The organism is Limnoglobus sp., assembly GCF_059499385.1.
Genome location: NZ_JCABYM010000056.1, coordinates 20,011 through 33,611, shown reverse-complemented (window position 1 = coordinate 33,611; position 13,601 = coordinate 20,011). Strand labels below are relative to the sequence as shown.

Here is a 13,601-nt window from a genome sequence, read left to right as displayed (position 1 = left end):
TCACGGGCCGGGCTTCTTCGTCCTCTTCTCCTGGCGTCTCTGCTGGCTCTTCCGCCCCGGCCGGTAGCCCCTGTTCGGCAGCCCGCGCTCGCCCGGCGGCTCGCCCGTCGTCGGGTTGGCGACGGCGTGGTAATGGTCCGCGTTCGCCCGCTTCCGCCGCGCGTCGAGCGCCTCCTTCGGCGGGTTCGCCGGGATCAGGCCGTCGCACCCGCCGATCAGGTCGCCGCGGCCGGCGTCGATCAGCGCCTGCCGGACCTCGAAGTAGTTCTCGGGCTTGAAGAACTGCATCAGCGCCCGTTGCGCCCGCCGGTCGCTCATCCCCTTCGCGATCCGCACCGGCTTCTTCGTGAACGGGTCGATCCCCGTGTACCACATGCACGTCGCGATGTCGAACGGGGCCGGAATGAAGTCCTGAACCTGGTCCGGCCGGTAGCCGCTCCGCTTCAGGTAGAGTGCCAGGTCGATCATCTCCGCGACCGTGCTGCCGGGGTGGCTCGCGATGAAATAGGGGACGAGCTGCTGCCTCGGCTTGCCCGCCTCCGACGACGCCTGTTGGAACTGCTCCGCGAAGACCCCGAAGTTGTCGATGCTCGGCTTCTTCATCAGGTCGAGGACGGCCGGGCTGGTGTGCTCCGGGGCGACCTTCAGCCGGCCGCCGACGTGGTGCGCGGCCAGCTCTTTGACGTACTCCGGCGACAGTTGCGCCAGGTCCATGCGGATGCCGGACGCCACGAACACCTTGCGGATGCCCGGCGTCTCGCGGACCTTCCGCATCAGCTCGATGGTGGGTTGATGGTCGGTGCCGAGGAGCTTGCACACGGTCGGGTGGATGCACGACAGCCGCTTGCACTTCGCTTCCACGTCCGGGCGGGTGCAGCGCATCTTGTACATGTTCGCCGTCGCCCCGCCGATGTCGCTGACCACGCCCTTGAAGTCCGGGTCGGCCGCGATCTTTTCCGCCTCTTTCAGAATGGATTCTTGCGAGCGGTTCTGGATGATCCGGCCCTGGTGGGCGGTGATGCTGCAGAACGTGCAGCCGCCGAAGCAGCCCCGCATGATCGTGATCGAGTCCTTGATCATCTCGTGGGCCGGGATCGGCTCGGCGTAGCTCGGGTGCGGCCGCCGGGTGTACGGCAGGTCGTAGAACCGATCCATCTCGGCCTGGGTCAGCGGCAGGCACGGCGGGTTCTGCACCACCGCCTGCCGGTCGTGGAACTGCACGAGGGCGGCGGCGTTGAACGGGTTCGTGTTTTGGTGGATGAGCCGCGTCGCTTCCGCGAACGCGAGCTTGTCGGCTTTCACCTCTTCGTAACTCGGAATCTGAACCTGTGCGAAGCCCACGGACGAACGTCCGTGGGGAGTTTCCTTCGCGCCGAGCGCATAGGCAACCCCGCGCATGTCGCGCAAGTCTTTCACCGTCTCGCCCCCCTGCAGCCGCCGGGCGATCTCGACGATGCTCACCTCGCCCATGCCATACGCGACTAAATCCGCCTTGCTGTCGAGCAGGATCGACCGCTTCACCGTGTCCGACCAGTAGTCGTAGTGGGCCAGCCGCCGCAGGCTCGCCTCCACGCCGCCGGCCACGACCGGCACGCCGGGGAACGCCTCGCGGCACCGCTGCGCGTACACGAGCGTCGCCCGGTCCGGCCGCAGCCCGATCCGGCCGCCGGGCGAGTACGCGTCGTCGTTGCGGACCTTCTTGTTCGCCGTGTAGTGGTTGATGAGCGAGTCCATGTTCCCCGCGCTGACGGCGAAGAACAGCCGCGGCCGACCGAACTGCCGCCATGCCTCGCAGTTGGTCCACGCCGGCTGACTGAGGATCGCGACGCGGAACCCGGCTGCCTCCAGCGCCCGGTGCAGGATCGCCATCGCGAAGCTCGGGTGATCGACGTAGGCGTCGCCGGTGACGAACACCACGTCCACGGCGTCCCACCCGCGGGCGCGCATTTCCTCCGCCGCCGTCGGGGCGAGCGGGGCGGCGTACCGTTCCTGCCACAGGTCGAGGGAAATTCGTTTCGGTGAGGACATGCGGGAATTATAGCCCCGTCAGTCCACGCCCCCGCGGCAATTGCCGCCGAGCGCGCGGTCGAGGTTGAACGCGGCCGAGATCAACCCGAGGTGCGTGAACGCCTGCGGGAAGTTGCCGAGGGCCTCGCCGCTCGGCCCGGTCTGCTCCGCGTACAGCCCCAGGTGGTTGGCGTACCCGAGCATCTGCTCGAACCGCAGCCGGGCCTCGGCGAGCAGCTTCGGGTCGGTCCGGCCGGCGCGGGTCAGCGCCTCGATCAGCCAGAACGAGCACATGTTGAACGTCCCCTCCGTGCCGGGCAGCCCGTCCGGGGCGACGGCCGGGTCGTACCGGTAGACCAGCCCGTCGGCCGCCAGCCCGCCGGCGGCGAGCGGCCGGCGGATCGCGTCGAGCGTGCCGAGCATCCGCGGGTCGTTCGGGGCCGTGAAGAACACGAGCGGCATGAGGAGGAGCGACGCATCGAGCGCGTCCGACCCGTAGCTCTGCACGAACGCCTTCTTCTTGTGGTCGTACCCCCTCGCCATGACCTCTTCGAGGATCGCGTCGCGGGCGGCGACCCACCGCGGCCGGTCGGCCGGGAACGACCGCTTGTCCGCCAGCCGCAGGCCGCGGTCGAGCGCGACCCAGCAGAGCACCCGCGAGTAGACGAAGTCCCGCCGCCCGCCGCGGACCTCCCAGATGCCCTCGTCCTGCCGCTGCCAGTTCGCCGCCACCCAGTCCACCATCCCCCGCAGCCGCAGCCAGTCGTCGTACCCGACCGGGGCGGCGTACTTGTTGAACAGGTACACGGCGTCCATCAGCTCGCCGTAGATGTCGAGTTGGAGTTGCCCGTGCGCCCCGTTGCCGACCCGGACCGGCTTGGACCCGCGGTAGCCGTCCAGGTGCGGCAGCTCGAACTCCTCCAGGTCGGACCGGCCGTCGATGCCGTACATGAGCTGGAGCGGCCCGTCGCAGTGCGCGTTCGGGTCCCGCCACCGCTCGCGGAGCCAGTCCTCGAACCGCACCGCCTCGTCCGTGAACCCGATCCGCAACAGCGCGTACAGGGTGAACGCCGTGTCGCGAATCCAGGTGTACCGGTAGTCCCAGTTCCGCACGCCGCCGATCCCTTCGGGAAGGCTCGTCGTCGGGGCGGCGACGATCGCGCCGGTCGGCTCGTAGGTCATCAGCTTCAGCGCGAGGGCCGACCGGTACACCTGGTCCCGCCACCGGCCGGCGTAGGTACACTTCTTCAGCCACCGCTGCCAGTAGTCCACGGTCCGTTGGAACAGGGCCATCGACCCGGCCGGTGTCGGACAGCCGCCGGCCTTCGCCCCGTGCGGCTGGTACTGGAGCACGAACGTCCGCTCCTCCCCGGCCTTCAGCGTCACCTCGCCGACGACGCCGGGGCCGTCGTTCGCCATTTGAATCGGCGACGTGAGGACGAGGTCCATGTCCGGGCCAACGAACCGCGTGCCGCACTCGTCCGGGACGGTGGCGTGCGTGAACCGGGCGTAGTCGAACGCCGGGCGGCACTCGACCCGCACCGGCAGCTCGCCGGTGACGACGCGAACGCGGCGGACGAGTTGATGCTCGCACGGGTCGCCGGCGACCGGGACCGGCATGAAGTCGATGAGTTCGAGGATGCCGTCCGGGTGGAGGAACCGGGTGACGAGGACGTTCGTGTCCGGCCAGTAGAACTGCTTGTGCCGCGCGCCGTTGACGGCCGGGGCGATGCGGAACCGGCCGCCCTTCGCGTCGTCGAGGACGGCGGCGAACACGCTCGGCGAGTCGAACCGCGGCAGGCAGAGCCAGTCGATCGACCCGTCGAGGCCGACGAGGGCGGCGGTCCGGAGGTTGCCGATGACGCCGTAGTTTTCGATCGGTTGGTAGGCCACGGTCGCGGTCCCTGGGGATGGTTCGGCCGGGCGTATGGGTTATCGTTAGTCTCGCAACCGGGATGCCGCCACCGGAATCACGCGGCCGGGTACAATGATCGGCGAAGGGGGACCATGCGTGCCACACGTCTCGAAGCGGATTGAGGTCATCAGTCACGAACTCGCGGCCGCCTACCGCGCCATGCCGGTGGCCGAGAAGTTGGCTTTCTCGTTCACCGCGCACGAGGTTCTTGTGGACTTGATTAAAGTCGAACTGATCCGACTTCACCCGGATTGGTCGAAGGAACGCGTGCAGGCCGAGACAGCTTGGCGGATGATGATGTACAAGGAATTCACGCCGCCTCGCCCGAGTGTCGAGCATCGAACGCGGGGCACCCAAGAAGACGGAGAGGCGTAACGAACACCGTTCCCGGCCACCCTTGCTTGCGCCGCGGGCTGGCACCGAGAGGACCTCATGGCTGACGCCTCCCCCACAATTGACCCGCGCGGCAGTCGCGGGATCGCATTCGTATTTGCCATCGTTGCCGCCGTCCTCGTGCCTTGTGTAACTTCATGGGGTGCGATGCTGAGCCACAAATCTACCCTCTCCGTCCAACAATCGAGCCAAGACGTTTATCACGTTTACATCCTTCAGCATCGAATCTTCTCCCGACACTCGCCGGGGAAAACGCTGTTCCTCGAGGTCTGTCTTTGGGGTTCCGTGCCCTGGCTCGCGTTCCAGGGCTGTTCCGCCGTTTGCGGCTGGTACTTCGGCAGGTGGTTCGCCCACCAACATCTCAGCCCGAACGTTGAGTGACGTTTGCCTCTCTATGTCCCCGTCCGTAGCCTTTCCCCTTGTCCGTTCGTCTAACGCCGAGGCCGCCATGAAGACCCGCGGGGAACTGTTCGCCGGTGTCACCGTCGCCATCATCACGCCGTTCAAGGGCGGAGCCGTCGACTGGGACGAACTCGGCAAGCTCGTCGAGTGGCACGTCGAACAGGGGACTGACGCCCTCGCCCCGTGCGGCACGACCGGCGAGTCGCCGACCCTCGACCACGACGAGAACGAGAGGGTCGTCGCGTTCGTCTGCGAGAAGGCCAACGGCCGCATCAAGGTCATGGCCGGCACCGGCTCGAACAGCACGGCCGAGGCCGTCCGCATGACGAAGGCGGCGAAGAAGGCCGGCGCGACCGGCACGTTGCAGGTCGGGCCGTACTACAACAAGCCGACGCAGGAAGGGTACTACCGGCACTTCGGGGCCGTCGCCGAGGCGTGCGACCTGCCGCAGGTCATTTACAACATCCCCGGCCGGACCGGGTCGAGCATCCTTCCCGAAACGATGGCCCGGCTCGCGGAGAAGTACCCGACGGTCGTGGCCGTGAAGGAGGCGACCGGGTCGCTCGACCAGGCGTCGCAGATCGCCGCCCTGTGCGACCTGACGATCCTCAGCGGGGACGACAGCCTGACGCTGCCGCTCATGAGCATCGGCGGCAAGGGCGTGGTGAGCGTGGTCGGCAACGTCGTGCCGAAGGACATGATGGCGCTGGTGCGGGCGTTCGCGGCCGGGAAGTTCGCGGAGGCCCTGATGTGGCACCGGAAGCTGTTCCCGCTCTGCCGGGACATGCTGAGCGTGGCGACGAACCCGATCCCGGTGAAGACGGCGGTGAAGCTGCTCGGCCGCGGCAACGGCGAGCTGCGGCTGCCGATGTGCGCGATGGACGCCGCCGGCGAGGCGAAGGTCCGGCAGACGCTGGTGAATTACGGGCTGTTGAAGTAAGGGTTGAAGAATGGAAAAGCCCAGGCACGGCCGTGCCTGGGCTTTTCCATTCTTCAACTACACGTTACGGCCGTGCCGCTTCCAGCGCCAGCCGCGCCGGACCCTGCACCCGCTCGAGCGCCGTCGCCACCACGCGGCGGCCCGGCTTCGCCCGGCCCTCCCACTCGGCCCCGGTCTTGAAGTCGGCGTCCGCCTCCTTCGCCTTCCCCTGGGCGTACTTGCTCAGCCCCAGGAAGTACCAGTACCGGGCGTCCGCCAGGTCGGCCTTCGCCGCCGCCGCGAACAGCTTCTCCGCGTCCGCGTACCGGCCGGCGAAGTACGCCGCCGTCCCGGCGTCGTAACTGTTCACCGCCTGCTCCGCCTGCCGGATCAGCACGTCGTTGTTCGTCGGCGTGAACCCGCGGCGGGCCGACTCCACGTCCCGCGCGAACTGCTCCTGCATCGCCGACAGCCGGGCCTCGAACTGCTTCTGGTCCGCCGCCCGCGCCGTCCGCTCCCGCTGCACCTCGGCGTCGGCCGCCTGCTTCTGGGCGGCGACCATCTCCTGCGCCTTCGCGACCTTCGCCTCCGCGTCCTTCGTCGCGTCGGCGACGGCCTTCTTCACCTCGTCGGCCGTCCGCTTGTCCGCGCCGTCCACCTTCGCCTGGAGGTCGGCCCTCGACTTCTCGGCGGCGACCTTCGCGTCGGCTAGCTGCTTGTCGGCCGCCGTCTTCGCCGTCGCCAGCTTGTCCTCGGCCGTCTTGATCGCCTTCTCGGCGTCGTCCCGCTGCTTCTTCAATGCGTCGCGGGCCTCGGTCAGTTCCTTCGCCAGCTTCGCCGACTCGCCCTCGCCGGTGATGAGGTTCGCCTTCTTCAGCGCCTCCGGCAGGGCGGCGACGGCCTTCTCGCGGTCGGCCTTGTCGTCGATCAGCTTCGCCGCCTTCAGCTTGTCGATCACCGGGTCGAGCGTCGCGTCGGCGGCCTTCAGCTTCGCCGCCACCGCCTCGGCCGCGGCCTTCGCCCGGTCCAGTTCCATTCCCTTGGCGGCCACGTCCTTGTTCGCCGCCTCGACCATCTTCGCCAGGGCCGCGTTCTCGTCCGCCGCCTTCTTCACGTCGCCGAGCAACTTCGTCCGCTCCTCGGCGGCCTTCTTCGCGTCGGCGGTCAGCTTCGCCTTCTCGGTGTCGAACTTCTTCGCCGCGTCCTGCTCGCCGAGCTTCTTGGCGACGGCGACTTCCGTGGTCAGCTTCTCCTTCGCGGCCCCGAGTTCGATCGCCATCTTCTGCTTGTCGTCCTCGGCCTGCTTCAGGGCGGCCGACGCGGTCGCGCCGTCCGCGGCCTTCTTCTTCAGCCCGTCGGTGTCGGCGACCAGCTTCTTGTAGTCGGCGTCCAGCTGCTCGGCCGTCTTGGACAGGTCGGTGGCCCGCTTCTCCAGCGCCGCCACCTTGCCGCCGGCGTCGCCGTTGCCGCCGCCCGTGGACGACCCGCCGGCGTTGTACATCGTCACCGCGCCGAGGCCGGCCCCGGCGAGCAGGCCGAGGGCGGCGAACAGCCACGGCGACCGCTTCGCCTTCGGCTCCAGGTCCTCCAGCTCCTCCGGCGTCAGCTCCGGCCGGGACCGCGGGCGGACGGCGTCGGACCCGCGGGGCTTCGGCACGACCGGCACGGCCGACGCGGACTCCGGGTCCGCGTAGTCGCTCCGCTGCGTCTGCTCGAGGGACGTTTGCCCGAGCCGGTCGGTCACCCGGGCGTCCGTGGACCAGTCGATCATCCCGCTGTCCGCCCCCTCCGGCCGGGGCATCTTCACGTCGAACACGGACTCCTCCAGGCCGGGGTCGTCCAGCCGCCCGCCGAGGACGGCCGACCCGCCCGCGTCCATCCGGTTCGTCGCCTCGTCGGACGACCCCATGAGCGGGATCGAGTCGAGGTCGATCTGCCCGCCGGACGCCTGGGCGGACTTGTCGAGCTTGTTGAAGATGCTCGACGGCTGGCCGGAGTCGGCCGGGTCGTAGGAGAAGGCGTTCGGGTCGGTCAGGTTCACGCTCGACGAGTGCGCCGGCCGGGTCGGGGGGTCGTCCGCGAACGTCCGGTCGCCGAGCAGGTTCGAGTCCGACGGCTGGCCGGACGGGTACAGGTTGAAGTCCGGCTTCCCCTCGTCGCGGAGCAGCTCGGCCTCCAGGTGGTCGCCCAGGTCGTCGCCGAGGCTGCCGAACTTCGGTTCCGGGACCACGTCGTCGGCCAGCGGGTTCTCGTAGGGCCGGGCCGGCTGGTCGTCGGCCGACGCCCCGGTGTCCACGACCTCGATCCCGCCGGACGCGGCCGAGTCGTCGGCGGAGCCGGGCGGCAGGGCGAAGTTGACGGCGTCCGACTTCGACCCGGGCAGGATTTGGCTCAGCCGCAGGTCCACCGTGCCCTCGAACATCGGCTTCGGCGGGGCGAGTTCGACCCGGCCGGTCTCCTGGGCCTTCGGCTTCGGCGGCTCCGGCGGGTCGGCGAACAGGTTCGAGTCGCCGGCCGTGCCGGACAGGTTCTTGAAGTCCCGCGGGTCGAACGGCATCGCGCCGCTGTACAGCTCCGAGTCGGTGGACGGCCGCGGCAGGGCTGACTTCTCGATCCCCTCGCGGGCGGTGGAGAAGATGTCCGACGCCTCCTCCGTCCGCGGCGGCGGCAGGTCGATGTCCGCGTTCGACCCCTGGCCGAAGTCGGTCGTCGGCTCCAGGTCGAGGGCCGGCGGGTCGGCCGGCTTCGCGACGTTACTCGCCCCGGCCAGCCACCCGGACGCCGGGTCGGTCGGCTTCTCGGTCGGCGGCAGGACGATGCCGAGGTTCGTGGCCTCCAGCCAGTCCGGTTCCGGGGCGACCGGCTTCGGCCTCGCGACCGGGGCCATGCCGCCGATGACGGTCGCCTCCAGCCCCTCCGGCGGCGCGGCCGGCGGCTTCGGCGTGACGAGCTTCGCGGCCGGCGGGTCGGCCGGGCGGCCGGGGCGGGTGGCGGCGCTGAACACGTCCGCCGAGCTGCCCGCGCCGGGCGGCAGGTCGATGTTCGCCAGGGACGGCAGCCCGACCTCCCCGGACGACGGGTGCCAGCTGCCCGGCGGGACCTCGGCCGGCGCGTCCGGCTGGGACGGCAGCTTGAGCGCCGGCGGGGTCGGCGTCGGCGGCAGCTTCCCCTGCTCCGGCGGCGGGGTCGGGGCCGCCGGCTTGGCTATCTTCGGCGGCTCGTAGGCCACCGGGCCGGACCCCGTACCGGGCCGGGTGGCCCGGCTGAACACGTCCGACCCCTCCTCGACCGCCTGCGGCGGCAGGTCGATGTTCGCCAGGGACGGCAGCCCGACGTTCCCGGACGACGGGTGCCAGCTGTCCGACGTGTCCTCCGGCGGCGTCGCCGCCGGGGTCGGCGGCAGCAGCTTGGACGCGGGCGGCACGTCCAGCTCGGCCCACGTCCCGGCCACGCTCGTCATGGACGGGACGGTCGGCTGCTTGACCGGCGGGGGCGTCGGGGCCGGGGCGGCGGGGAGCTTGGTGGCGGAACTCAGCCACCCGGACGCCGGGCCGGTCGGGTCGAGCGGCTGGCCGACGGCGTCCTCGGCCGCGGCCGGCGTGATCGGGGTGACGCCGGTGGCCGGGTTCGCCGGCCGGAGGATGCCGGACGTGGCCGGGCCGGCCGCCCGCGGGTTCTCGACGGTCGGCAGCGCGCCGAGGTCGATCTCGTCGTCGCTGGCCGGCTGCCCCGACCCGACCGGCGGGATCGCGTCCGGCGGCGGCATGTCCGGGTCGGTCGCCGGCTTCGCCGCCTTCGTGGACCGGAGCTTGATGCTCGACTGCCCGCTCTTGAGCTTGCCGCTCATCGGGCCGACGATCGGCAGGTCGTCGGTGAGGTTGACGGAGTCGTCCGGGTCCGAGAAGAGCATCGTCGAGGGGGGGACCTCGACGTTGTAGACGTTCTCGTCCTCCTCCAGCTCGATCATGTCCGTCGCCTGGTCCTCGCCCGGCAGCGTGGGGGACCCGGCCGGCGGCGGGTCGTCCGGCTGGTTGGTGATGATCTTGCTCGGCGGCGGCGGGGTGATTTGCAGCCAGTCGTCGGTCCGCAGCCACTCCGGCAGTTCGGGGTGCTTCTTGTCCTTGTCGTCGTCGGGGCCGTTGGGACCCTGCGGATTGTTCGTGGCCATCAGCCGATCTCCCGAGTGAACGCCCCGGCGGACGAAGTGCAACAGCGCAAACAGTGTAACCGTATTCTTTCACACCAAAAGGGTCGTTCAAGGGATTTCCCAATTTTCCAACCCTGCCCGCCCCGCGCCGGCGTCGCGACCGGACGGACGGGTGAAAATCAGAACCCGGAGCGGTAGCAACGGGGTAGATGGTGTGCTACACACCCCCGTCGATGTCGCTCCGGGTTCCACGAGACGCGGGCGTCGGACGCCGGCCGAGTGAAGTGCGTGCAGGGAATGCCGGGTCCGCGTGCAACCGGGGCGGCCGCGAGGAATGAGATTTTCGTCAGAATGAAACCGCACCGGTCGGGTCAACTTCCCGCGGGGAAACCCACCAGCGGCAAGGGTGGAAATGATGGAAAGCGGAAATTTTCCTCAAATATGTGCCGAATTCTCGACCACTCCTCACGGACGCGGTGGGCGGTCCGCCGCGGCCGGCCCCCGTCCGGGCCGGTTCGCGCTCGAACGGGCGGGTAAATCCTTTGGGCTGGCATCCTGTTTGCCTCTAGTCTTTTAGTTGTTCCTCACACAATCTCCCATAGCATAAGATGGCTTCGCCCCGGCCCTCGGATGCACCCGGACAACACCCCTAACCACTCGCACGACCCGCTGACCCATTCGTGTCCTATGACCGCAGTTACGATGACTCCGCCGATGCACGCGACCGCCCCGAAGGTGAGCGACGCCGCTCGGTCCGACATGGAAGTGGTCGAACTCCCGCTGCTGCTGCCGCGGTGGCAGGCCCAGGCCCTGGAGGCCGCCGCCAACCGCCGGGGGATGACGACCGGCCAAATCCTCCGCCGCGTCATCAGCGACCTGTTCGGCAACGACGCGAAGTAACCGTCGGTCCCACGTTCCGGCCTTCTTGTAGGGCGGGTCAAGGCTTTGCGCCGACCCGCCGCAACGATCCCGGCCGGTTCGACGTATCTTCCCTGTGGTTGGGTCCCCCCGGCGGGTCGGCGCAAAGCCTTGACCCGCCCTACGAATCCTTCCCCGCGATCTCGATCAGCTTCGACACGGCCGCGTCGCAGGCGCTGAACGCCGCCTGCGTGCCGAGGTTCGTCGCGGCCAGCACGGCGAAGTTCCGGGCCGGGGCCAGCCAGACCACGGCGTACCACATCGTGTTGCTGCCCGTGTGGGTCAGCACCTTCCCGCCCGCCCAGTCCCGCTCTTGCACCGTCCACCCGAAGGCGTAGTCGCCGCCGAGCGTCGGGCTGTGCAACAGCCGGACCGTGTCCGCGCGAATCAGCGGGTCGCCGCCGTAAGCCCGCAGGTGGAGCGCCGCGAACGCCGCCCAGTCCGCGAGCGTGCAGTGGATGCGGCCGGCCGGGCCGATGGCGGCCGGGTTGTCGGACTTCGGCTCCGGCGGCATCGGCGTCCACTTCCCGGTGAAGAACCCGAACCGGTGGCCCCACGGCTGATCGACGGTTCCCATCGTCCCCGGCGGGCCGAACCCGGCGGTGGCCATGCCGAGCGGGTCGAACAGCAGCTCGCGCATCAACTCTTCCCACGGCCGCCCGGCGACCCGCTCGCACATCGCGCCGGCGATGGCGTACCCGCAGTTCGAGTACTCGTAGGCCGTGCCGAGCGGCGCGGCCGGCTTGTCCCGCAGGACCAACTCGATCACTTGCCGCCGTTGCTCGTCGAGCGGCCCGGTCAGCTCCCAAATCTTCGGCCAGGTCGTCGTGTTGAACGCGACCCCTTCCGAGATGCCGGCCCGGTGCGTGAGGAGGTGTTCGAGCGTCGCCGGGCGGAAGTCCGCGTCGATCTTCTCGGCGAGGTCGGGGAAGACCTCCGCGACGGTGCTGTTCCACCGCAGCTTCCCCTGCTCGACGAGCCGGGCGCAGACGGTGGCGGTCATCGCCTTGCCGCAGGAGCCGAGGTGGAAGCGATCGTCGGGCGTCACCCGTTCCGGGCTGCCGACCTTGCGGACGCCGACCGCGCCGACGGCCGCGAGGTTGCCGTCGCGGACGAGGGCCGCGGCGAGGGCGGGAACCTTGAACTTGCGGCGGACCGGTTCGAGCACGTCCGCGAGGTCGCCCGTTCGCGGCTCGGCCTTCATCGGTTCGCCGGCCGGGTCTTTGACGAAGAGGAGGCGGAACCACTGGACGACGCCGAGGAGGATCGGCAGCAGGAGGAAGAGGACGTACAGCCCGACGCCGACCGTCACGAGCATCGAGAGGGTGTCGCGCATGGGACGGCCCGGCCGAAGGGGGGAAGTGAGACCTGACTTCCGAAGTCCGGTTTCGACTTCGGAAGTCGAGCGGAACCAGCACCCACGGGCTGGGGAGAAATGTCCCTGCGCGGGATCGACTTCCGAAGTCGAAGCCGGACTTCGGAAGTCGGCCTACTTCCGCACGAACAGTTCCTCGATCACGCGGCCGGACGGCGTCAGGCCCATGCCGGTGATGTGCTCGCTCGTCATGCCGACGGCGTGGTGGACGGTCGCGCACAGGTCGCCGGGCGTCACCGGCGTGTCGGCCGGCTTCGCCGCCTTCGCGTCGCTCGTGCCGACGACGTGCCCGCCGGCCACCCCGCCGCCGGCGAGCAGAGCCGAGTAGCAGCCCGGCCAGTGCTCGCGGCCGGCCTTGTCGTTCACCTTCGGATCGCGGCCGAACTCGCCGACCGCGAGGACGAGGGTGGACGCCAGCAGCCCGCGGTCCGCGAGGTCGCGGATCAGCGCGGACAGCGACTGGTCGAGCCACATGGCGTGGCGGTCCTGCATGATTTGGAAGTTGCGGTAGTGGTGGTCCCACCCGCCGTCCCCGGCGTCCTCCTCGGCCTCGACGTGGTCGCTCCAGTTCACCTGCACGAACGGCACGCCGCCCTCGACGAGCCGCCGGGCGAGCAGGCACGACTGGCCGAACCGAGTCCGGCCGTAGGCGTTCACCGCCTGCGGCGACTCCTTCGACAGGTCGAACATGCCGTGCGACTTGGCGGACGTGAGCATCGCCAGCGCCCGCGCCCGGTAGTCGGCCAGCCGCGCGGTGGCGAGGACCGCGTCCGCCTTCCGCTCCGTCGCGGCGAGCGACTCCATCAACTTCTGCCGGTCCGTCAGGCGCTCCGGCGTGAGGTCTTTCGGCAGCTCCAGCGCGGGAACCTTCGTGCCGCGGACCGGGTCGTACTCGAGGCGGAACGGGTCGTACCCCGGCCCGAGGGGGCCGCCGCCCTCGCCGATGATCGGCTTCTTCCCCTGGTGCAGCTTCCCGCCGACGACGAGGAACGGCGACGGCAGGTTGCCGCCGCGGGCGGCCATCCCCTTCGCGACGATGGACCCGACGGCCGGCCGCGGCGACCCGGCGAGCGGCTTGCCGTCCAACCCCGTTCCCCCGGCCGGACTGCCCGTGAGGCCGATGGTCCCGGCGATGCCGTGGTCGTTGGACTGCGTGGCGAGCGTGCGGAGGACGGTGAGCTTGTCGGACACGGCGGCGAGCTTCGGGAACAGTTCGGTGAACCGGACGCCGGGGATGCGGGTCGGGATGGTGGCGAACGGCCCGCGGAATTCGAGCGGGGCGTTCGGCTTCGGGTCGAACGTGTCGAGCTGGCTCGGCCCGCCCCACAGCCAGACGAGGATGACGGCCTTCGCCGAGCCGGGCGTGAGGCCGGACTCGCGGCCGCGGAGCAGGTCGGCGAGCGACAGGCCGAGGACGGACGACGCGCCGACCTGGACGAACGCCCGGCGGTCGAGCGTGCGGCAGGTGCGTTGCGTCTGCTGGCCGAGGTTCAGCATGGGGAGGCCCGGCGGGATGGTGTGAGCA

8 protein-coding genes are annotated in these 13,601 nt (G+C 70.0%); 3 read left to right on the top strand and 5 right to left on the bottom strand.

The genetic code is table 11. The annotated features are described in order from the left end of the window. Nucleotides 1–2,028, bottom strand: a complete 2,028-nt coding sequence (locus AC5JJ2_RS10810) for a YgiQ family radical SAM protein (protein ID WP_495857995.1) — start codon at nt 2,026–2,028, stop codon at nt 1–3. Between the two features lie 18 nt (nt 2,029–2,046). Next, on the bottom strand, nt 2,047–3,900 hold the full coding sequence (locus AC5JJ2_RS10805; RefSeq protein WP_495857994.1) for a glycoside hydrolase family 15 protein: 1,854 nt from the start codon (nt 3,898–3,900) through the stop codon (nt 2,047–2,049). Between the two features lie 118 nt (nt 3,901–4,018). Here AC5JJ2_RS10805 and AC5JJ2_RS10800 point away from each other — a divergent pair, with 118 nt between their 5' ends. Beyond that, entirely contained in the window at nt 4,019–4,297 is a 279-nt protein-coding gene (locus AC5JJ2_RS10800) for a hypothetical protein (RefSeq protein WP_495857993.1), read from the top strand. Between the two features lie 466 nt (nt 4,298–4,763). Next, entirely contained in the window at nt 4,764–5,657 is an 894-nt protein-coding gene (dapA, locus tag AC5JJ2_RS10795) for a 4-hydroxy-tetrahydrodipicolinate synthase (RefSeq protein WP_495857992.1), read from the top strand. Between the two features lie 64 nt (nt 5,658–5,721). Here dapA and AC5JJ2_RS10790 read toward each other — a convergent pair whose 3' ends face one another. Next, a complete protein-coding gene (locus tag AC5JJ2_RS10790; protein WP_495857991.1) occupies nt 5,722–9,804 on the bottom strand; it encodes a hypothetical protein in 4,083 nt (1,360 codons plus the stop codon). Nucleotides 9,805–10,497: 693 nt separating this feature from the next. Here AC5JJ2_RS10790 and AC5JJ2_RS10785 point away from each other — a divergent pair. Next, the gene (locus AC5JJ2_RS10785; RefSeq protein WP_495857990.1) at nt 10,498–10,683 is read left to right on the top strand and encodes a hypothetical protein; all 186 of its coding nucleotides are present in this window, start codon (nt 10,498–10,500) and stop codon (nt 10,681–10,683) included. 139 nt (nt 10,684–10,822) lie between these two features. On the opposite strand, the gene AC5JJ2_RS10780 is transcribed toward AC5JJ2_RS10785, so the two are convergent. Then, a complete protein-coding gene (locus AC5JJ2_RS10780; protein WP_495857989.1) occupies nt 10,823–12,037 on the bottom strand; it encodes a serine hydrolase domain-containing protein in 1,215 nt (404 codons plus the stop codon). Between the two features lie 153 nt (nt 12,038–12,190). After that, nucleotides 12,191–13,573 (bottom strand): DUF1501 domain-containing protein, encoded by a 1,383-nt coding sequence (locus AC5JJ2_RS10775; protein WP_495857988.1) that lies wholly within the window; start codon nt 13,571–13,573, stop codon nt 12,191–12,193. Nucleotides 13,574–13,601 lie beyond the last annotated feature (28 nt).

Bases quoted from the DNA above. Each gene is read 5' to 3' on its own strand.
- AC5JJ2_RS10775 (WP_495857988.1), bottom strand. From the start codon at position 13,573: ATGCTGAACCTCGGCCAGCAGACGCAACGCACCTGCCGCACGCTCGAC.
- AC5JJ2_RS10785 (WP_495857990.1), top strand. From the start codon at position 10,498: ATGCACGCGACCGCCCCGAAGGTGAGCGACGCCGCTCGGTCCGACATG.
- AC5JJ2_RS10810 (WP_495857995.1), bottom strand. From the start codon at position 2,028: ATGTCCTCACCGAAACGAATTTCCCTCGACCTGTGGCAGGAACGGTAC.
- AC5JJ2_RS10780 (WP_495857989.1), bottom strand. From the start codon at position 12,037: ATGCGCGACACCCTCTCGATGCTCGTGACGGTCGGCGTCGGGCTGTAC.
- AC5JJ2_RS10790 (WP_495857991.1), bottom strand. From the start codon at position 9,804: ATGGCCACGAACAATCCGCAGGGTCCCAACGGCCCCGACGACGACAAG.
- dapA (WP_495857992.1), top strand. From the start codon at position 4,764: ATGAAGACCCGCGGGGAACTGTTCGCCGGTGTCACCGTCGCCATCATC.